We start from the raw sequence: 20,836 nt of genomic DNA on the forward strand, positions 1-20,836 counted from the left end.
TCAACGAAGGTCCAAACGAGAGTACTTGGGAAGACACGGGCAGCTGCCGGTGACTCAGACGCCGTCGTCGGCGCACAGCGCCCAGGCGTCGGAGTAGGTGCCCGGCGAGCTGCCCCCGCCGGTGTGGGTGACGGCCGTCCAGTAGGCGGCGGTGGTGGTTCCGTCGCCGACCGGGGTGCCGCCGGAGTTGCTCGGGTAGCTGCCGTTGAGGTGGTCGCCGACCGACCCGGGTCCGGTGAAGTTGGTGGTCGTGAGGCTGCCACCGCTGATCGCCGCGCCGCCGGCGACCAGCTTTCCGTCGTTGCCGCCGCAGCCGACCGTGACCGACTGGCCGCTGGTCGCCGCGGTCGGGCCGCTCACCTCGCTGTGGCGGACCTTGACGGTGGCGCCGCTGACGTCGATGTTGTTGCCGCTGCAGATCGCGTAGGCGTACGTGGTGTTGCTGCTGTTGCCGCCGCCTCCGTTCCAGCCGACCGCGGTCCAGGAGTCGGGGTTGTTCTCGCCGTCGGCCGCCGCCTTCTGGCCGAAGCCGTGGGCGGAGTCGTTGAAGGTGGGGAAGCTCGCGATGGGCTTGAGGCTGCCGACGCTCGCCGGGGTGATGCGGGCGCCGCCGCCGACCAGGCGGGTGTTGGCCGGGCAGCTCGCGGTGACCAGGCCCACCGTCCCGCTGGTGGTGGGCCCGGCGATCTTGTTCATGACCACCTGGGTGTGGTTGATCAGATTGCTGGTGAAACACATGGCGTACGGCGTGCTGGAGAAGGAGGCGTTCACCGCGCCGCCGCTGCCGCCGATGCCGAGCCAGTAGGCCACGTCGGTCCCGACCACGCCGGTGGAACCGGTGTATTCGGTGCTGCCGTCGGGGCTCGGCGAGGTGCCGTTGATCTTGTTGCCGTTCGACGAGGTGCCGGTGCCGATGGCCTGGGCGATCCCGCCACCGGAGATCAGGCCGCTGCTGCAGGCGGCGTTGGTGGATATCTCGGAGAAGGCGGAGCCGGGCCCCATGGTGGCGCCCGGGGTCTTCACGGTCACGCCGACCGTGTTGGCGTACGCGATCCCCGGTACTGCCAGGGCCAGCAGGGCGCTCACGATCAGCGCCTTTCCTGCGGCCGGGCGCCGCAGAAGCGTCTTTCGCATCAGGATTTCCCCTTCGGAGGTGGATCTCGGCGGGATGCGGCCGTGGCCGCACGGCCTCCGACGTATCCGTGGCGGTTCTCGGGACTTCGGTCCGACCGAGGTGCTCGGCACGGCGTCGAACCAGGTCGGTGGACAGCCGTGACGGGATGGGGTGTGCGGATCGCGCCTGCGGAATGTATCAGTCAGATAAGACTGCAGATACCGTGGATCTCGTTATTTTGCCTAGCAAATGCTGTACTCACCGGTAGGCGGCGGTCGCCTTCGCATTGAGGGGTTTTGTCCGGTGGTGAGGTTTTTCCAATCCTTCGCCCCGCTCGTGGCGAATCCCTGATGAGGCTCCTGAGGCTGAGGGGGCCGCTGAACCGACTGTCCGATGAAGGGAAGGAGGTGAGTGCGATGACCGCTTCGCTGCGCACACGGCGCCTGCTCGTCGGGACCGCGTCCGTCGGGCTGCTGGCCGGCGGCTCGCTGCTGGGCCTCTCCGGCACCGCGAACGCCGCCCCGGCGTCCGCCACGGTGAGCTCGACGCTCACCGGCGACCGCGACGGTGATCGTGACCACCGCCAGGACCGGTGGGACCACCACGACCGGTGGGACCACCACAATCGGTGGGACCGCCATGACCGGTGCACCTGGGTGAAGGGCCACTGGGAATCCAAGTGGCATCACGGCACCTGGCACGAGGGCTACCGCGACCACCACGGCAACTGGCACGACGGCTGGTGGGGCAAGGGCCACTCGCAGCACTGGGTGCCGGGCCACTGGAACTGCCACAGCAAGTGGTAGCGACGCGGCGCCATAGCGTCGACCTGGCACAAAGGGGTTCCGGGGCCACCGCCCCGGAACCCCGTCCGTTCCCGTCCCCCGGTCCGGTCCGGTCCATTCCGGTCCGTCCGGCCCGGAGCCACCGGGGCCGCTCGCACAGCGAGGAACCGTCATGGACACCGCAATCGCATCCCCGGCGCGGCCGAGGACCGTGCACCACCCACTGCCGTCGGGACCGCAGGCCGCCGGGGAAGCCCGCCGCAGCGCCGCGCGCACCCTGGCCCTGCACCCCGTGCGCTGCCCGCAGGAGACCGCCTGCGACATCCTGCTGATCGCGTCCGAGCTCGCCACCAACGCGGTCCGGCACGCCGTTCCCCCGTACGCGCTCACGATCAGCCTGGACCGGGGCAGGGCGGGCATCTGCGTCAGCGACGGCTCGCTCTCCCTGCCCCAGCGGGGCGACGGCCACAGGGCCGACGCCACCCGGGGGCGCGGCCTGCAGATCGTCCGGGCGCTCGGCGCGGACCTCTTCGTCAGCCGCTCGCCGCGCGGCAAGCAGGTCATCGCCGTGATCACCTGGCGGGACGGCTGACCCGGCGGAACAGGTCAGGGGGTCATGTCGTAGGTGACCCACATGGTTCGTGTGGCGACCTGGTCGTACTTGGACCGCGCCCGGTGGTTGTCATCGGCGGTGATCCAGCGGACCACGCTCCAGCCGCGCTCGGCCGCGAGCTCGCGCAGGGTGGCGAGCAGCAGGTCGGCGGCGCCCGAGCCGCGGTGTTGCGGGGCCACGAACAGGTCGTCGAGGAAGCAGCCGACCGTCGCGGAGAGCGGGCGCGCGAACGGACGGTAGTGGGCGAGGCCCAGCAGCCGGCCCCCGGCGTCCTCGGCCACCAGGGCGCCCACCTCGTGGCCGGGGTCGGTCACCCATGACCAGACCGTGGCGGCCGCCTCCTCGGTCTGCTCGACCCCGTAGAAGTCGGCGTAGCCACGGTAGAGGGCGCGCCACTGGGCGAAGTCGCCGTCGCGCACGGAGCGCACGCTGATGTCGGACATGGGGCTGGACTCCCGTGATCGAAGGAACGCGGAGCGGAGCGGGGCGGGTGCGCCGCCGCTCCGGCGCAGAACATCGATCATGCTGGAGCCCGGCGGACCCGGCAGGTGCCGGGGTGTCGAAACGCGGGCCGTCTCAGCGCCACGATGTACGGGTGCGGCCGGCGGAGCCCCGCGCGCCGCCCGGGGTGCCCGCACGGCGTGTCCGGACGATGATGTGGAGAGAACGGCGTGCGGAAGGGGGACGTCTCGTGCCATCGGCTCGGCCGGGGGGCGAGGAGACCCACGGCCCGATCTGGTCCGAGCCGGGGTCGCTGCTCGAGCGCGTGCCCGTGGCCGTCCTCGGCATCGACGAGCACGACCACGTCTGCTACTGGGGGCCCGGCGCCCGTGACCTCTTCGGGTACGAGCCCGGTGCCGTCCTCACCCGGCCCGGCGCCCTCCTCTTCGCCGATGCCTCCCGCAGCGGCACGTCCGCATCGTGTGCCCGGCTGACGGAACAAGGGCGTACGCAGGGCTACTGGCGGGGCAGGCTGACGGCCCGGCACCGCGACGGCACGGCCTTCGACTGCGGCTTCCGGTCCTTCTCCGTCACCGGATCCGGCGGCCCCTCGGTGGTGATGGTCCTCACGAGCCGCAGCGACGAACTCGACCGGGTCAAGACCAACCTCGCCTTCCTCGACGCCCTCTTCGAGACCTGCCCCATCGGCCTCGTCATGGTCGACGAGGACCTGCGGTACATCCACCTGAACCAGGCGCTCGCCGACATGGACGGCCTGCCGATCGAGGCCCACCTGGGACGGCGCATGGACGACATCATGATCATGTCCGACGGCGGTGAGTACGAGCGCATGGTGCGCGCCGTCGCCCGGGGCGGAGCGCCCGTCGTGGGGACCCTGGTCGGCGTGCGCCCCCGCGGGCATCCGGACCGCGACCAGGTCCGGTCCGTCAGCTTCTTCCCGCTCAGCCGGGCCGTCGGCACGCACGCCGGCGTGGGCGGGCTCATGATCGACGTCACGGACCGGGAGCGCGCCATCCTGGAAGCCACCGCCAGCCGCCGCCGGCTGGCCCTCCTCGACGGGGCCTCCACCCGGATCGGGACCACCCTGGACGTCAACCTCACCGCCCAGGAACTCGTCGACGCGTCGATGCCGGACTTCTGCGACGGCTCCGTGGTCGAGATCGTGGAATGGATGGACGAGACGGAGGACTTCGATCCGGGGCGGCCGCTGTTCACCCGCCGCATCGCCTCCGGGACGACCCTGCCCGCTCCGGCCGTCGAACTCGTGAGCGGGGTGGAGAAGGTGCGGTACCCGCCGGGCTCCGTCATCCACGACATGCTGAGCACCGGCCGCGCCATCTCGGCCGTGGTGGACGAGGAGTTCCTGGCCCGCACCGTCGTCACCGAGTCACGTACGAAGATCATGGGCGAGAGCGGGGTGGCCTGCATCCTCGTCGCCCCGCTCATCGCCCGGGGCACCGTCCAGGGCATCGCCATGTTCGGCCGGTCCGCCGCCCGTCCGCCCTTCTCCGAGGAGGACGTCAGCCTGGCCGGCGAACTCGCCTCGCGCGCCGCGATCTGCCTGGACAACGCCCGCCTCTACAGCCGGGTCCAGGACATCGCCCTCACCCTGCAGCGGGCCCTGCTGCCCACGGCACTGGCGGTCACCCCGTACGTGGACGTCGCCCACCGCTACGTGCCCGGCAGCCGGATCACCGAGGTCGGCGGCGACTGGTACGACGTGATCAACCTGCCCGACGGCCGGGTCGTCCTCGTCGTCGGCGACGTGATGGGGCACGGGGTGTCCGCGGCCGCCGCCATGGGCTACCTCCGCATCACCACCAAGGCCCTGGCCCGCCACGACAGCGAGCCCGCCGACCTGCTCACCGAACTGGACGCGTGCGCCCAGGAAGCCGGCATCGAGCTCGCGACCTGCCTGCACCTCGTCTACGACCCGCGCAGCGGACGCGCCCGCATCGCCAGCGCCGGCCACCCCCCGCCCCTGGTGCTCCGGCCGGACGGCACGGTGCAGACCGTCGACGAGGTCCTCGGGGTCCCGCTGGGCGTCGGCGGCTCCCCGTTCCGGACCACCGAGATCGAACTGCCCGAGAACGCGACGCTCGCCCTGTACACGGATGGCCTCATCGAGGCCCGGGGGCGGGACATCGAGGTGGGCCTGGACGCCCTGCGCGCCGAACTGGGCGACCGGGGCCGGCCGTTGGAGCTGGAGGAGATGGCGGACCGCATCCTGGCCGGCCTGCTGCCCGAGCCGCCGACCGACGACACGGTCCTGATCCTGGCCCGCGTCCACCGCGGCGCTCCGTGAGCTGGGGTCAGCCGCGGTGGGACACGCCGGCCGTGTCCAGCGCGGCGCCCGCCAGCGCGGCCAGGGCGAGCGCCACCGAGCGGGCGTCCTCGGGCGGCAGGCGGTGGCCGGGAAAGGGGTCGAGGAGGAAGCGGCCGTAGTAGTGCCCGCCCCCGACGACCCGCAGCTCGGTCTCGCCGTCCGGCCAGTCGGCGTACCCGGTGACCTCGCCACCGCGGCGCAGCCACAGGCCGCCGTCGTGCTCCAGCCGCGGCCGGTGCCCGATCAGGGTCCCGTACTCGAAGCGGCAGCCGCGCAGCTCCAGGAGGCCGATGAGCTCCTGGCGGACGAAGTCGACCACCGCGTCCGGTGCGCCGCCCCGCTCGGTCAGCCTGGCGGTGCCCTGGAGGCTGGACAGGTGTGCGGTGCCGGTGACCACGGCCGCCTCCAGCCTGCGGGCGCGGACGGCCGGTCGCGCGACGATCAGTCCGACGGCCAGCAGCAGGAAAGCCGTCTGGATCTCGTCCCGGTCGGCGAGGGCGAAGTGCTCGTAGGGCCGGGCGAGGAGGAGGAGACCGAACCAGGTGGCCGCGGAGAGCGCGGCCAGGGCCGCGGCGGCCCGGGTGCCCGAGGCGGCGATCGCGACCACGGCGACGACCAGCACCAGGGCCTCGTTCGCCGGGGAGAGCCAGGTGCGCAGGGGGACGAGCGCGAGTGCCACGAGGAGGGGCACCACCAGGGCCCCGAACAGCGCGGCACGGTCGTGGAGTCGGTACCCCGGCATGTGATGCCTCCCGTCCGGACGTGACGATCTCGACCAGAGCCAGATGTCCCAGGGCAGGCTGCCCACGGCGAGGGGTGGAGCCACCCGCCCTGGCGAGGTCTTGACGTACCGCACACGGATTTTGCCCACGGGCCCCGGGCCCGCGGCCACTTCCGGCCGCCGCCCCCGCCTCCGCACCGGCTGACGCCGACGCGGGGGGAGGGGCCGGAGGCGCGGGTCTACCGGCCGCCGTCCGGGAGCAGTGCCGACGAATCGCGCTGGTGCGGGACCGGTGCGTGCGGTGACGACGGCGTACGCGGTTCGTCGCGGTGGAGCTCGACCGTGCGCGTCGGGGCGGGGATCGAGATGCCCTCCGTCCGGAACCTCTCGTGCAGGCGCTTGATGAACTCGTGCTTGATCCGGTACTGGTCGCTGAACTCGCCGACGCCCAGGATCACCGTGAAGTTGATCCGGGAGTCCGCGAACGTGTGGAAGCGGACGGCCCCCTCGTGCGCGGGGTCCGCGCCGTCCACGTGCGCCATCACCTTGCCGACCACGTCGAGGGTCACCCGCTCGACGTGCTCCAGATCGCTCTCGTAGCCCACACCCACCTGGACCAGGATCGAGAACTGCGCCTCCGGCTGGGTGAAGTTGGTCATGTTGGTCCGCGCGAGACGCCCGTTGGGGATGATGACCAGGTTGTTCGACAGGTTGCGGACCACGGTGTTGCGCCAGTTGATGTCGACGACGTAGCCCTCCTCGCCGCTGGTGAGCCGGATGTAGTCACCGGGCTGCACGGTCTTCGAGGCGAGGATGTGCACGCCGGCGAAGAGGTTGGCGAGGGTGTCCTGGAGGGCCAGGGCCACCGCCAGACCACCCACGCCGAGGGCGGTGACCAGCGGCGCGATGGACACGCCGAGGGTCTCCAGGGCGACGAGCACGCCCATCACGAGGACCACGATCCGCGTGATGTTGACGAAGATGGACGCCGACGCCGCCACCCCGGTGCGCGATGCCGCCACGGACTGGACGAGGCCCGCGACGACCCGCGCCGCGCTGAGCGTGGCGATAAGGATGAGCAGCGCGGTCAGCGACTGGTTCACGAACCCCGAGACGCGCGCGGTGAGCGGCAGGGTCGTGGCGGCCACGGCCGCGCCCGCGATCAGCGCGGCCCCGGGCGCGATGGTGCGCAGCGCGTCGACGATGATGTCGTCACCCCGCCACCGGGTCCGCTCGGCGTGCCGGCCCAGCCAGCGCAGGACGGCGCGCAGCAGCAGCCCGGCCGCGGCGCCCGCCGCCAGCGCGATCCCGGCGACCAGCCAGTCGTGCAGGACGAGATCCCGGTTCAACGGACCCCCTCCGGTGCGCCGCGCCGGCCCGGGGGAGTGGCGACGGGCGCTGCCGGCCGTCGTATGGGGTGTGGGTGTGTCGTCACCTTGTCACCTGTCAGTTTGTCGTGCGTGAAGCCGCGTTCGGGCGTGTGTGCGCATCCGGAACGGGCTGCCATCCTGCCCCATGGCAGCAGGACGCACCGCAGGCGGGGCCGCCGCTACCGCCGGGCGGCGGCGTGCTCGAGGACCGCGCGGACCTCCGCGGCTATCGCGCTCTCGTTGCGTTCGAACTCGGGGCCGGTCAGCTCCTGGGGGTCGGCCGGCAGGCCGGTGAGCACCGGGGTGTGGAGATGGCCCCCGGGCAGGTGCGGGGCGAGTTCGGTGCGCAGCCGGTTGGAGCGGTAGGCCACTTCGTTGGACAGGTAGCCGCCCCCGCCGCCCGCCACGGCCCGCGAGCCCGGGGTAGGGCCGTCGGTCCGGTCGACGGGAGCCGTGCCGCCCGCCGGGATCTCGGTCACGTCGCTGTTGAGGAGGACCGGGTACGGGCTCTGCACGGCGCCGGTGACCGCGCCCGCGGGGAGCGTGGTGCGGATGAACTCCGGGCCCGGGCCGAGGCCGGGGGCGGTCACCGGGTGCTCGCGGGTGCCGCCGGACAGGGCGCGCACGTTGTCGGGGTACGGGTCGGCGGACCGTGCCCGTCCCGCCCAGTCCTCCAGGGTGAAGATGCCGGGGTAGCCCTGGCTGACGGTGGTGATGATGTCGGCCGAGGCGGGGCCGCCGGCCATGCGCGGGGCGAACGCCCGCTCCACCATGCCGGCGTCGAAGTCGGCGTACCGCACGGGGAGGACGACGGCGCGGATCTCCGCGGGGCTGCCGTCGGCGAGGGTCACGCGCCGCCCGTTGAGCCGGAGGGCGGCCGACCCCGACGGGTTGGCGCGGCGTATCTCGGCGTCGAGCCCGAAGGGGTCGAACCCGCTGATGAAGACGCGCCGTACGCCGGGCGTGGTGCGGAAGGCGTTGTTCGTCAGGCCCCGGGAGGCGTCCTCGAGGCGGGCGCGCAGCGCGGCCCGGTCTGCGGTGAACTCCGGCTGCCAGCGGGCGAGTGCGGCGGTCATGCCGAGCCGCGCCCAGTACAGCGGCCGGTCGTCCCCGGGGGCGAGGTCGCCGCCGGGCCGCTGTCCCTGGGCCCGCCGTACGGAGGCCTGCCACAGGGCCTCGCCCCAGTCGGTGACGAGCCGGCCGGCCTCGGCGGGGTCGCGGGTCGCGCACAGCGCGGCGGGGAACCGCCGGACGAAGTCCCCGAACCCGCCGCGCTCGACTAGGGCCGTGGTGCGGGCGTCCGAGAGCCGCGCCTGTTCGGCGTCCAGCGGTACGGACGCGGCGGCGCGGCACGCGGTCGAGCCGTCGGCCGCCTGCGCGGGCGCGGCGACGTCGGCGTGCGCGGGCGAGGCGACGGCCAGGGGGAGGACGGTGGCGAGAAGGGCGGCGGCCGACGCCGCACGCCGTAAGAGCATCATGCGATGTGACATTACATAGCGGCCCCCACCCCCACCAGACGCACCGGCCGCAGCGGCCATGACTGGCTCAACTCCACCTCTGCCACGGCCGGTTCACCGCGTGATGGTGATCCGCGTGAGTGCGGCCGTGCCGCTACGCCGCCCGCTCCGGAGCGAGACCGCGCGCCGTGCCGGTGCGCTCGAAGGCGTGTCCCGCACGCAGCAGCACGGCTTCGCCGAAGGGCCTCCCCATGAGCTGCATCCCGATCGGCAGGCCCGCCGGGTCCAGGCCGACGGGCACGCTCAGTGCGGGAACACCGGTGAGGTTGGCCGGAGCCGAGAGCCGTACGTACGCGTCGGCGACGCTTTCCACGCTGCCGTCACCCCAGGTCACGCCGGTCCGGCCGGACTCGACGGCGGTGAGCGGCACGGTCGGCGCGGCGATCAGGTCGACCGCCTCCAGCATGTCCCGCCAGGCCCGCCCCATCAGGGTGCGGGCGCGCTGGGCCCGCAGGTAGTCGCCCGCCGTCATGAGCTCGCCCGCCTCCAGGAGGACGCGGATGTCGGCCTCGTACAGGTCGGGCACCGCCCGCAGGGTGCGCTCGTGGTAGGCGGAGGCCTCGGGCACCATCAGCCCCCAGTGGGTCGCCCGGATGTAGCGCGTCATCGGGATCTCGACGTCGACGAGCCGGGCGCCGAGTTCCTCCAGCCGCCCGATCGCCCGCCGGACGGCGGCCTCGACCTCCGGGTCCACCCGGTCGAAGAAGTAGTTGCCCGGCACCCCGACCCGCAGCCCCGTCAGATCCGTCGGATCCGTTCCGGGGCCCTGCCGGTGCTCCGCGGCCGGGGCCGTGACGGACGCCGGGTCACGCGGGTCGTGTCCGACCAGTGCGGCCAGGACCAGCCCCGCGTCCTCCACGGTGCGGGTGAGCGGGCCCACGTGGTCGAGCGACCAGGACAGCGAGGTCACGCCGTGGCGCGGCACCAGTCCGTACGTCGGTTTCAGTCCGACGACCCCGTTCAGGGCGGCGGGCACCCGGATCGAGCCGCCGGTGTCCGTTCCCAGGGCGAAGGCGGCCGACCCCGCGGCGACGGCCACGGCGGACCCGCCGCTGGATCCGCCGGCCACCCGGTCCGGGTCCCAGGCGTTGGCCGTCTGAGGGGTGGTCAGGCCGTAGGCGAACTCGTGCGTGTGGGTCTTGCCCACCAAGGCCGCTCCGGCCGAGGCGAGCCGCGCCGCGACGGTGCTGTCGGCCTCCGCCAGGTGTCCCGTCCGCACCCGGGAACTCGCCGTGGTCGCCAGCCCGGCCACGTCGATGAGGTCCTTCAGGCCGACGGGCATCCCGTGCAGGGGCCCCCGGTGCGTGCCGCGGGCGATCTCGGCCTCCGCCCGGCGGGCCGCGTCGCGCGCACGGTCGGCCGTCACGGCGGTGAAGGCCCTCAGGCGCGGTTCGACCCGCCCGATGCGCGCCAGCGCCGAGTCCACCAGGTCGACCGGCGAGACCAGCCCGGAGCGTACGGCCTCGGCCGCTTCGGCCACGGTCAGCTCATACGGCTCCATCGTGCTGCTCCCCTCCCGCGCGGTACACCGCCGAGGGCGGCGTCTCGCCGAAGTCCAGTTCCCGCAGGAGCGATACGACGGCGTGGATGTGGTCGGCGGTGGCCGCCACCCCCGCGTGGCGGTCCTTCGCCAGTGGAAGCCCTGACCGTGCGGCCCAGCGGGCCGCTTCGGGGGGAGTGAGGTCCGGGGTGGACATGTGCTGCCTTCCTCGAGGGGGACGGCGGAGCGATCACCGCCGCCTTAAAGCTAACGGCTTGCGTTAGTGCACAGTAGGGCCTACGGTCGCTTAAAGCGAATGAATCGCTTTTGTTGTCGGCCGGTCCTCTGCAGACGAAGGAACACGCGCATGCGCACCGCACAGTTCACCGAACCGGCCCCGTCCGGAGCCGCTGCCCACTGGTCCGTCGGGGAGATCGCCGTCCACCGCGTCGACGAGGTGCCCCTGCCGCCCGCGACCGGACCGTGGCTGCTGCCGGCCGCCACCCCGGAGGTGGTGGCCGAACACGACTGGCTGCGGCCCGACTTCGCCGGCCCGGACGGCGTGCTGCACCTCGACAGCCACAGCTTCGCGCTGGTCGTGGACGGTCTGCGCGTCCTCGTCGACACCGGGATCGGCAACGGCAAGACGAGGGCCAACCCGGCCTGGCACCAGCTCCGTACCGACTACCTCGCACGCCTCGCGGACATCGGATTCACCCCCGACAACGTCGACCTGGTGATCCTCACCCACCTGCACACCGACCACGTCGGATGGAACACCCGCCAGGTGGACGGCGCATGGGTGCCGACGTTCCCGGCCGCCCGCTACCTGACGTCGAGGGCGGAGTACGCGTTCTGGGCCGCCTACGACATGGACGAGGCGCGGCGCGGCATGTTCCGCGACTCCGTCGTGCCCGTCGAGGAGGCGGGTCTGCTCGACCTGGTCGACGTACCGGACGAGGGGATCGACGTCGCCGAGGGGCTGCGCCTGCTGCCCGCGCCGGGGCACACCCCCGGGCAGATCGCCGTACAGGTGAGCAGCGCGGGCGCGACCGCCCTCGTCACCGGGGACGCCGTCCACCACCCCGTGCAGCTGGCCCGTCCGGAGATCGGCAGCTGCGTCGACATCGACCCGGTGCAGGCCGAGGCCACCCGCCGGGCGCTGCTCGCCCGGCTCGCCGGCACCGGCGCGCTGGTCCTCGGTACGCACTTCCCCGCACCGACCGCCGGCCGCGTGGTCGCCGAGGGGGACGGCTACCGGCTCGAACCCGTGGCCGCCGCACCGGCGCGCCGCTGACCGGCGACGGCGTACGCGGCGGGCCCGGTCAGCGGGGTGCGCCGAAGCCCTGTACGGCCTCGCGCACGAGCCGGTGCGCGTACGCGCCGGTGAGGCCGGCGGGGCGGAACAGGATGCGGTACATGATCGGCGCCACGACCCGGTCGAGCACCGTCTCGACGTCCGGGGCCTCCTCGCCGCGCTCCGCGGCGCGGGCGAGGACGATGGCGATCTGTTCCGCCGCGTAGGCCGAACACTGCCCGGCGTTGTCGCCGTCGGGGTCCCCCAGCAGCGCGTCACGGATGTACGCGCGCCCCGTGGGCGAGGCCATCTCCTCCTGGAACTGCTCGGCCCATCCCCGCAGGTCCGCCAAGAGGTCTCCGTGGTCCTCCGGCGGCGCCTCCGGGCGCAGGTGCTCGACGGCGACGTCCGAGAGCAGTTCCTGCAGGTCGCCCCAGCGCCGGTAGATCGTCGACGGAGTGACGCCGGCCCGCGCCGCGACCATCGGGATCGTCAGCTCCGGACGCCCCAGCTCGGCCTGGAGCTCGCGCACGGCGGTGTGGACCGCCTCCTGGACCCGCGCGCTGCGGCCTCCGGGGCGGACCATCGCTTTTCGGCTCATGCGGCCAGCTTAAAGCAAATATCTTGCATCACGCTCGACCGTGGCCGCCGCCCCGGGCTCCGCGGCGGTGCCGGCCGCGGGCTCCGGGGGCGGGGCGGCCGGCCGTGCCCGGCGCTACTTCCCGATGAAGGCGAGGAGGGCGTTGTTGACCTCTTCGCCGTGGGTCCACAGGAGACCGTGCGGGGCGCCGTCGACGGCCACGTACTCGGCGTGCGGGAGGGCCTTGTGGAAGGGTTCCGCGGTGGCCTCGATCGGGAGGATGCGGTCCGCGGTGCCGTGCAGGATCAGGGCGGGCACGTCGATCTTGGGGATGTCGGCCCGGAAGTCGGTGGTCCACGTGAGGACGGCGGCGCGGGAGGCGTACGCGGAGGCGCCGGCGGCGGTGGTCCAGTTCGCCCGGACGGTCTCCTCGCTGATGCGCGTGCCGAGGTTCTCGTCGAGGTTGTAGAACGCCTGGTAGAAGTCGGTGAAGTAGGCGTAGCGGTCCTTCGTGACGGCGGCGAGGATGCCCTCGAAGACGCTGCCGTCGACGCCGGTGGGGTTGTCGTCGGTCTTGAGGAGGTAGGGCTCGAGGCCGGCGAGGAAGGCGGCCTTGGCCACGCGTCCGGACCCGCGGCTGCCGAGGTAGCGGCCGACCTCGCCGGTGCCCATGGAGAAGCCGACGAGGATCGTGTCGGTGAGGTCGAGGGTCTCCATCAGCGTGTGCAGGTCGGCCGCGAAGGTGTCGTAGTCGTAGCCGGTGGTGGGCTGACTCGACTGTCCGAAGCCGCGCCGGTCGTAGGTGATGACGCGGTGGCCGGCGTCGAGCAGGGCCGGGAGCTGCTTCTCCCAGGAATGCCCGTCCAGCGGGTAGCCGTGGATGAGCACGACGGGCTGCCCGCTGCCGTGGTCCTCGTAGTAGAGGTCGATGTCGGTGCTGTTCTCCTGGCCGACGGTGATGAAGGGCATGGTGCCTCCTGTGGCGATCTCGGTACGGTCCGCGGCAGCAGTGTCCCGCCCCAAGGCCCCGGAACGGCGTCGGAACACGGCCTTCCACCCGTACTTACGCAGGTCGTCCACCGCCGCGGTCACGTGAATCGGGGACCGGAAACAGGCGACTTCACCCGAATCGATGCCGTTCCTAGGCTGGGCGGGCAAGCAAGCGGAGCATGCGCCGCGTACCAGCCACCGGTGCGGCGCCGAGGGAGTTGTCTTGGCCAGTCACGATCCGACCGAACGCCCTGCGGAGCCGTCGTTCAGCGCGTTCCGCGCGTCGGGAGCGCAGCAGCGGATGTACTTCCTCCAGCAGCTGGAGGAGGGCAGGCCGACCTATCACATGCCCGTCTTCTACGGCCTCGAAGGACCGGTGGACGAGGCCGCGCTCCGCACGTGCGCCCAGGGCCTGATCGACCGGCACGAGGCGCTGCGCACCCGGTTCGTCCTGCAGGACGGCGAGCTGTGGCAGCACATCGACACCGGGGCCGTGCTCGCCTGGTCCTCCGCCGCGGCGCGCGGCCCCCGGGACGTCGAGGAGTGGACGGCCGCCGAACACCACCGGCCCTTCGACCTTGAGGCCGGACCGCTCTTCCGGGCGGCCCTGCTGCACACCCCCGAGGGCGCTGTCCTCGCGCTCGCCATGCACCACATCGTCGCCGACGGCTGGTCCGTCGGGATCCTCGCCCGCGAGCTCCTCGCCGCGTACGCCCGGTACGTCGACGGCCCGGAAGGCACCGACGGCACCGTCGGCACCGACGGTCCGCGGTCCGTCGCTTCCGTGGCGGCACCGTTGGTCCCGGAGGCCCCCGAGTACCAGTACGCCGACTTCTCCGACTGGCAGGAGGAATGGCTCCGGGGAGCCGCCGCCCAGCGCCAGCTCGCCTACTGGGAGGAGCAGTTGGGCGGCGAACTGCCCGACGCGCCCCTGCCCCGGGACGGCAGGCCCGGGGCCGGAGCGGCCCGCGGCGCGGCGGCACTGCACTCCTTCGACGTGCCCGCCCCCGTCCTCGCCCGGATGGAGCGCCTGTGCCGGGACACCCACAGCACCCCCTACACGCTGATGCTGGCGGCCTTCCAGATCGTGCTGGGCCGCTACACGGGCACCGACGACGTGCTCGTCGGAACGCCGGTGGCGGGCCGCAACCGCAAGGAGTTCCAGGACACCGTCGGCCTGTTCGTCAACACGCTGGTGATCCGCGCGGACCTGTCCGACGACCCCGCCTTCCGGGTCCACCTGGAGCGCGTACGGGACACCGTGCTCGACGCCCAGGACCACCAGGACCTGCCCTTCGAACGCGTCGTCGACCGGATCGCCCCCGGCCGCACCGGCGAGGACGCCTCCCCCTTCCGGGTCATGTTCGGCCTGCACGACGAGGACGGCATGACCGAGGGCCTGCCCGGCCCGAGGGCCAGGATGCTCGAAGGACCGGCCGGAACGGCCAAGTTCGACCTGACCTTCGACGCCGTACGCACCGGCGGCGCGCTGAGCTGCCGCCTGGAGTACCGGGCCGACCTGTTCGAGGCCGCCACCATCGAGCAGTTCGGCCGGCACTTCGCCACTCTCCTGGACGCCGCCACCGACAACCCCGGACTGCCGCTCACCCGGCTGCCGATGCTGTCGGCCGGCGAGCGCGGCGGCATCGGCTCGCCGCTCCCGCCCCGCGCCGCCCTCCCGCACGCCCCGGGCGAGCCGGCCTGCGTCCACGAGATCTTCGCCGCACACGCCGCCCGCACCCCCGAGGCGGTCGCCCTCGTCCACGAGGGCACGTCCCTCACCTACCGCGAGCTCGACACCCGGGCGAACCGGCTCGCGCACCGGCTGCGCGCCCTCGGCGTGGGACCCGACACCCTCGTCGGACTGTGCCTGCCCCGCTCCGCCGACCTCGTCGTCGGGCTGCTCGGCATCCTCAAGGCCGGCGGCGCCTACCTGCCGCTCGACCCCGACAACCCGCCGGAGCGGCTGCGCCACATCGTCCAGGACGCCCGCCTGGAGCACGTCGTCGGCACCACCGGCACCCGGGCCCTGTGGGACGCCCCCGGCCTGCACGCCGTCGACCTCGAGGCGGACGCCGCGCTCCTGGCCGCCGAGCAGGACACCGCCCCCGGCACCGGCGTCACCCCGGACCACCTGGCCTACGTCATCTACACCTCCGGCTCCACCGGCCTCCCCAAGGGCACCCTCGTGCCCCACTCCAACGTCACCCGGCTGTTCTCCGCCACCGACCACTGGTTCGGCTTCGGCCCCGAGGACGTGTGGACCCTCTTCCACTCCATCGCCTTCGACTTCTCCGTCTGGGAGCTGTGGGGCGCACTCGCCCACGGCGGCCGCCTCGTCGTGGTGCCGTACGGGACCAGCCGCTCGCCCGAGGAGTTCCACCGGCTGCTGCGCGCCGAGCGGGTCACCGTCCTCAACCAGACCCCCTCCGCCTTCTACCAGTTGGCCCGTGCCGACGAGGAGCACCACCGCACGGCCGGTCCGGACGCCCCCGGGCTCGGCCTGCGCCACGTCGTCTTCGGCGGGGAGGCCCTCGATGTCGCCGCCCTCGCCGGATGGTTCGCCCGGCACGGCGACACCGCACCCCGCCTGGTCAACATGTACGGCATCACCGAGACGACCGTGCACGTCACCTACCGGCCGCTGACCGCCCGCGACGCCGAGGAGGGCCGCGGCAGCGTCATCGGCGTGCCCATCCCCGACCTGCGCCTGCACCTGCTCGACGCGCGCGGCCGGACCGTCCCGCGCGGCGCCGTCGGCGAGCTGTACGTCGCCGGAGCCGGCCTGGCCCGCGGCTACCTGCGCCGGCCCGAACTCACCGCCGAGCGCTTCCCCGCCGACCGCGGCGAAGGCCGCGTCGCCGACGGGCCCGCCGGGCTCTCGGCCGGCGAGCGCCTGTACCGTACCGGCGACCTGGCGCGCGCCCTGCCCGACGGGGACCTGGAGTACCTCGGCCGCATCGACCACCAGGTCAAACTGCGCGGCTTCCGGATAGAACTCGGCGAGGTCGAGGCGGCCCTGGCCGCCCACCCCCTCGTCGACGCCGCGGTCGCCCTCGTCGCACCGGACCCCGCGGGGAGCGACGTCCTCGTCGGCTACCTGGCCGTGACCGGGGCCGAGGACGGGGCGGGCCCCACCGTGGAGGAGATGCGCACCCACCTCGCGCGGCGGCTGCCCGGCTACATGATCCCCGGGGCCTTCGTCACCCTGCCCGCCTTCCCGCTGACCGCCAACGGCAAGACCGACCGCCGCCGTCTGCCCGCCCCCGGCTCGGTGCCCCGCACCCCCACCGCCGCCTACGAGGCGCCCCGCGGGCCGGTCGAGACCGCGCTCACCGAGGTCTTCGCCCAGGTCCTCGGACACGAACGGGTCGGCGCCCTGGACAACTGGTTCGCCCTCGGCGGGGACTCCATCCGCTCCCTCCAGGTCCTCGCCCGGATCCGGGAACGCGGCCTCGACCTCACCGTCGGCGACCTCATGCGCCGTCAGACGGCCCGCGCGCTGGCTCCCGTCGTGACCCGGCGGGAGGCGGCCGGCGCCGAGGCCCCGTACGAGCCGTTCGCCCTGCTCACCGCCGAGGACCGCGCCGCCCTGCCCGAGGGGCTGGAGGACGCCTACCCGATGACCCGGCTCCAGGCCGGCATGCTCTACCACAGCGACCTGCCGTCGGCCGGCGGACGCGTCTACCACAACGTGGCCTCCTACCTGGTCGAGGCGCCCTTCTCCGAGGACGCCTGGCGGACCACCGTCGAGGTCCTCGCGGCCCGGCACGAGATGCTGCGCACCTCCTTCGACCCGCACGGGTTCGGCGAGCCCCTCCAGCTCGTGCACCGCGGCGCCCGCCCGGAGATCACCTTCGAGGACCTGTACGGGCTCGACCCCGAGGCCCAGCGGACCGCCGTGGCCGCCCGCTACGCCGCCGAGCGCGAAAGGCCGTTCGCCTGGGACCGGCCCCCGCTGATCCGCTTCCACGTCCAGCGGCTCTCCGACACCCGGCTGCAGCTGTTCGTCGCCGAGCACCACGCCGTCCTCGACGGCTGGAGCGAACGTTCGCTCCTCACCGAACTGGCCTCCTGCTACACCGAGGCGCTCGCCGCCCGGACCCCCGCGGAGGGTCCCTCCCCGGACGCGGGCCCCCGCTCCCGGTTCGCCTCCTTCGTCGCCCTGGAACGGGCCGCGCTGGCCGACGCCGGACAGCGCGCCTTCTGGACCGGCAAGGCCGCCGACGCCCCCGCCACCCGGCTGCCGCGCCCGTCGGCGACCGGCGGACCCGCCAGGATGTCCTGGTACCTCGCACCGCTCCCGGAGGGGCTGCACGCCCGGCTGACCGCCCTGGCCGCCGAGTGCGGCGTACCGCTGCGCACCGTCCTGCTCGCCGCGCACCTGCGGGCCATGGCCCTGCTGGGCGGCGGCGACGCGGTCACCACCGGAGTGGTCCACAACGGCCGCGCCGAGGAGACCGACGGTGACAAGGTCGTCGGCGTCTTCCTGAACACCCTGCCGCTCAGCGCCGGCGTCACCGGTCTCAGCTGGCGCGGCCTCGTCGCGCACGTCGCCGAGCTGGAGGCCGAGCTGCACGCGTACCGCCGCTTCCCGCTCGCCGAGATCCAGCGCCTGTCCGGCGGCGGCCCGCTCTTCGAGACCTTCTTCAACTACACCCACTTCCACGTGGAGCGGGACGGGTCCCCCGACGGCGCGTTCACCGTGCTGGAGGAGACGGGAGAGGCCGGAACCGACTTCGCCTTCGGCGCGGAGTTCTCCCGCAGCCCCGACGGCTCCCTGCTGGAACTCGGCCTGCGCTTCGACGCCGCCCAGTTCTCCGAGGCACAGATGGAGAGCGCGCACGCCTCCTACACCGCGGCCCTGCGCGACCTGGCCGAAGCCCCGGACCGTGACTGCACGGCCGCCGACCTGCTGCCGGAATCCGAGCACCGCCGCTACGCCGAGTGGAACCGGACCGCCGTCGACTACCCGCAGCCGCACGTCCTGACCCGGCTGATCGACGCGCAGCGCGACCGGACCCCGGACGCCCCCGCCGTGCGCTTCGAGGGCGCCGAGCTGACCTACCGCGCCCTCGACACCGAGGCCGAGCGGCTGTGCGCGGCCCTGCGGGAGCGGGGCGCGGGCCCCGGCACCTTCGTCGGGCTGCTGTTGGAACGCTCCCTCGCCCTGCCCGTCGTCCTGCTCGCCGTCCTGAAGTCGGGCGCCGCCTACGTCCCGCTCGACCCGGAGCACCCGGCGCCGCGCGTGCGGTCCCTGCTCGCCGAGTCCGGCATCGGCCTGGTGGTCACCGACGGCGCGTGGGCAGAGCGGCTGGACGGCTGCGGGGTCACGGTCGTCCGGCCGGAAGCGGCCGCGACCGCCACCGCGGGTCCCGCCCGGGCGCCCGAGCCGTCCGACCCGGCGTACATGATCTTCACCTCGGGCTCCACCGGCAAGCCCAAGGGAGTCGTGGTCTCCCACCGCGCGATCGCCAACCGGCTGCTGTGGATGCAGGACGAGTACGGGCTGATCCCGGGGGAGCGGGTGCTGCACAAGACGCCGTACACCTTCGACGTCTCCGTGTGGGAGCTGTTCTGGCCCCTGCTGACCGGCGCCACCCTGGTCCTCGCCCGCCCCGGCGGCCAGCGCGACCCCGGCTACCTCGCCGGTCTGATCCACGACGAGAACGTCACCACGGTGCACTTCGTCCCGTCGATGCTCAGCGTCTTCCTCGACGACCCCGCGGCCGTGGCCGGCGCGGCCGGGCTCACCCGGGTGGTGTGCAGCGGCGAGGCCCTGCCGTACGAGGTCCAGCGCAGGTTCTTCGAGCGGCTGCCCGGCGTCGGACTGCACAACCTCTACGGGCCCACCGAGGCGGCCGTCGACGTCACGTACTGGCAGTGCCGCCCCGACGGCGGCGACACCGTGCCCATCGGCCGGCCCATCGCCAACATGCGCACCCACGTCCTGGACCGCCGCCTCGCCGAGGTCCCCCTCGGCGTCACCGGGGAGCTCTTCCTCGAAGGCGTCGGCCTCGCCGACGGCTACCACGGACGACCCGAACTGACGGCCGAGCGGTTCATCGAGCACACCGGCCCCGACGGCACCACCCGCCGCCTGTACCGGACCGGCGACCTGGCCCGGCACCGCCCCGACGGAGCCCTGGAGTACGCGGGCCGCACCGACCACCAGCTCAAGATCCGCGGCTTCCGCGTCGAGCCGGGGGAGATCGAAGCCGTCCTCGCCGAACACCCCGGTGTGCGCGACTGCGCGGTCCTGCCCCGCGGCGAACGCCTCGTCGGCTACTTCGTCCCCGACGCGGCCGGCCCGGACGCCGCCCCCGCCCCCGACCCGGGCGAACTGGCCGCCCACGCCCGGGAGCGGCTCCCCGAGTACATGGTCCCCTCCGCGTGGGTGCGCCTGGACGCCCTCCCGCTGACCGCCAACGGCAAACTGGACCGCGCCGCCCTGCCCGACCCGGACCCCGCCGACCTGCGCGGCGGCGCCGAGCCGAGCCCGCCCCGCGACGCCCTCGAATCCCGCCTCGCCGGGATCTGGGAGCGGCTGCTGGACGGCGGCCCGGTCGGCGTCCACGACGACTTCTTCGAGTCGGGCGGGCACTCCATCGACGCCCTGCGCCTGATCGGCCGGATCAACCAGGCCTTCGGCGAGCGCCTCGGCGTCTCGGCCGTCCTGGAGCACCCGACCGTCGCCCGGCAGGCCGCGCTGCTGCGGGGCCGCCACATCGCGGTGGCGCCGGACCCGGTGGTCCGCCTGCGGACCGAGGGCACGCTCGACCCGCTCTTCCTCGTCCACCCGATCGGCGGGAACGTCTTCTGCTACCGCACCCTGGCCGCCGAACTGGGCACCGAGCGGCCGGTGTTCGGGCTGACCGCGCCCGGCCTGACCGACCCCGGAGCGGCACCCGACGCCACCGTGGAGGAGCTGGCCGCCGCCCACCTGGAGGCCCTGCGCCGGATCCGCCCCACCGGCCCCTACCACCTGGCCGGCTGGTCCTTCGGCGGGCTCCTCGCCTACGAGATGGCGGTCCGGCTGCGGGCCGCAGGCCAGGAGGTGGCGACCCTCGCACTGCTGGACACCGGCTACCCGGAGCCCGGCCACGTCCCCGACGACGAGAACGAGCTCCTGGAGTGGTTCCACGAGGACCTGGCCCGCTCCGCCGGCTTCGACCCCTCCGACGAGAGCAGCTCCGCCCTGCGGAGCGCCCTGCGGAGCGTCGCCGACACCACGGCCCGGCTCACCGTCCTCGCCGAGCAGGTGGAACGCGACGGCTTCGCCCCCGGACTGGACCCGCAGGACCTCGCCCGGCACTACGCGGTGTTCCGTACCGGGATCCGCGCCGCCGCCGCGTACGAGCCCCCGGCCGCCCCCTGCCCGGTCCTGTTCCTCCAGAGCGGGACCGGGGCCCGGGAGCAGGCCGCCGACCGGTGGGCCGGGCGGGCCCGGGCCGGCTTCACCCGCCACGACGCCGCCACCGACCACTACGGGCTGATGCGGCCGCCGCACAGCACCCGGGCCGCCGCCCTCCTGCGCGCCGCCCTCGCCGCGGCCGACCACCGCTGAACGGGGCCCCGGAC

14 protein-coding genes are annotated in these 20,836 nt (G+C 73.7%); 5 read left to right on the forward strand and 9 right to left on the reverse strand.

All coding sequences use genetic code 11. The features are described 5' to 3' along the window. Positions 1 to 54 precede the first annotated feature (54 nt). Positions 55 to 1,134: a hypothetical protein gene (locus JYK04_RS35100; protein WP_189741845.1), complete on the reverse strand. Its 1,080-nt coding sequence runs from the start codon at positions 1,132 to 1,134 to the stop codon at positions 55 to 57. A 396-nt stretch (positions 1,135 to 1,530) separates the two neighbouring features. Between JYK04_RS35100 and JYK04_RS35105 the strand changes: the two genes are divergently transcribed. Continuing rightward, positions 1,531 to 1,920: a hypothetical protein gene (locus tag JYK04_RS35105; RefSeq protein WP_189741842.1), complete on the forward strand. Its 390-nt coding sequence runs from the start codon at positions 1,531 to 1,533 to the stop codon at positions 1,918 to 1,920. A gap of 151 nt (positions 1,921 to 2,071) precedes the next feature. Further along, a complete protein-coding gene (locus tag JYK04_RS35110) occupies positions 2,072 to 2,491 on the forward strand; it encodes an ATP-binding protein (RefSeq protein WP_189741839.1) in 420 nt (139 codons plus the stop codon). A gap of 14 nt (positions 2,492 to 2,505) precedes the next feature. Here the strand turns inward: JYK04_RS35110 and JYK04_RS35115 are convergent, their stop codons facing one another. Beyond that, positions 2,506 to 2,955, reverse strand: coding sequence for a GNAT family N-acetyltransferase (locus JYK04_RS35115; RefSeq protein ID WP_189741836.1), 450 nt, complete (start codon positions 2,953 to 2,955; stop codon positions 2,506 to 2,508). 248 nt (positions 2,956 to 3,203) lie between these two features. Here JYK04_RS35115 and JYK04_RS35120 point away from each other — a divergent pair, with 248 nt between their 5' ends. Beyond that, positions 3,204 to 5,279 carry a SpoIIE family protein phosphatase gene (locus JYK04_RS35120; RefSeq protein ID WP_229876050.1) on the forward strand — a complete coding sequence of 692 codons (2,076 nt, stop codon included), beginning with the start codon at positions 3,204 to 3,206 and terminating at the stop codon, positions 5,277 to 5,279. Between the two features lie 7 nt (positions 5,280 to 5,286). Here the strand turns inward: JYK04_RS35120 and JYK04_RS35125 are convergent, their stop codons facing one another. From JYK04_RS35125 to JYK04_RS35145, 5 genes are all read right to left on the reverse strand, one after another. After that, a complete protein-coding gene (locus JYK04_RS35125; protein ID WP_189741833.1) occupies positions 5,287 to 6,042 on the reverse strand; it encodes a DUF4118 domain-containing protein in 756 nt (251 codons plus the stop codon). A 218-nt stretch (positions 6,043 to 6,260) separates the two neighbouring features. Next, positions 6,261 to 7,370 carry a mechanosensitive ion channel family protein gene (locus tag JYK04_RS35130; protein WP_189741830.1) on the reverse strand — a complete coding sequence of 370 codons (1,110 nt, stop codon included), beginning with the start codon at positions 7,368 to 7,370 and terminating at the stop codon, positions 6,261 to 6,263. 200 nt (positions 7,371 to 7,570) lie between these two features. After that, on the reverse strand, positions 7,571 to 8,869 hold the full coding sequence (locus JYK04_RS35135; protein ID WP_189741828.1) for a C15 family peptidase: 1,299 nt from the start codon (positions 8,867 to 8,869) through the stop codon (positions 7,571 to 7,573). A gap of 133 nt (positions 8,870 to 9,002) precedes the next feature. Continuing rightward, positions 9,003 to 10,409 carry an amidase gene (locus JYK04_RS35140; protein WP_189741826.1) on the reverse strand — a complete coding sequence of 469 codons (1,407 nt, stop codon included), beginning with the start codon at positions 10,407 to 10,409 and terminating at the stop codon, positions 9,003 to 9,005. Continuing rightward, complete coding sequence (locus JYK04_RS35145) at positions 10,396 to 10,605, reverse strand: hypothetical protein (RefSeq protein ID WP_189741823.1); 210 nt, start codon at positions 10,603 to 10,605, stop codon at positions 10,396 to 10,398. Before JYK04_RS35145 ends, JYK04_RS35140 begins: the two co-directional genes overlap by 14 nt. 150 nt (positions 10,606 to 10,755) lie before the next feature. On the opposite strand from JYK04_RS35145, the gene JYK04_RS35150 reads away from it, so the two are divergent. Next, positions 10,756 to 11,685, forward strand: a complete 930-nt coding sequence (locus tag JYK04_RS35150) for an MBL fold metallo-hydrolase (protein ID WP_189741820.1) — start codon at positions 10,756 to 10,758, stop codon at positions 11,683 to 11,685. Positions 11,686 to 11,713: 28 nt separating this feature from the next. Here JYK04_RS35150 and JYK04_RS35155 read toward each other — a convergent pair whose 3' ends face one another. Both JYK04_RS35155 and JYK04_RS35160 read right to left on the reverse strand, forming a co-directional pair. Beyond that, on the reverse strand, positions 11,714 to 12,286 hold the full coding sequence (locus JYK04_RS35155; protein ID WP_189741817.1) for a TetR/AcrR family transcriptional regulator: 573 nt from the start codon (positions 12,284 to 12,286) through the stop codon (positions 11,714 to 11,716). 114 nt (positions 12,287 to 12,400) lie between these two features. After that, complete coding sequence (locus JYK04_RS35160; protein WP_189741814.1) at positions 12,401 to 13,234, reverse strand: alpha/beta fold hydrolase; 834 nt, start codon at positions 13,232 to 13,234, stop codon at positions 12,401 to 12,403. A gap of 244 nt (positions 13,235 to 13,478) precedes the next feature. On the opposite strand from JYK04_RS35160, the gene JYK04_RS35165 reads away from it, so the two are divergent. Next, positions 13,479 to 20,822, forward strand: coding sequence for an amino acid adenylation domain-containing protein (locus tag JYK04_RS35165; RefSeq protein WP_189741811.1), 7,344 nt, complete (start codon positions 13,479 to 13,481; stop codon positions 20,820 to 20,822). Positions 20,823 to 20,836 lie beyond the last annotated feature (14 nt).

The sequence above is a fragment of the Streptomyces nojiriensis genome (assembly GCF_017639205.1).
GTDB lineage: Bacteria > Actinomycetota > Actinomycetes > Streptomycetales > Streptomycetaceae > Streptomyces > Streptomyces nojiriensis.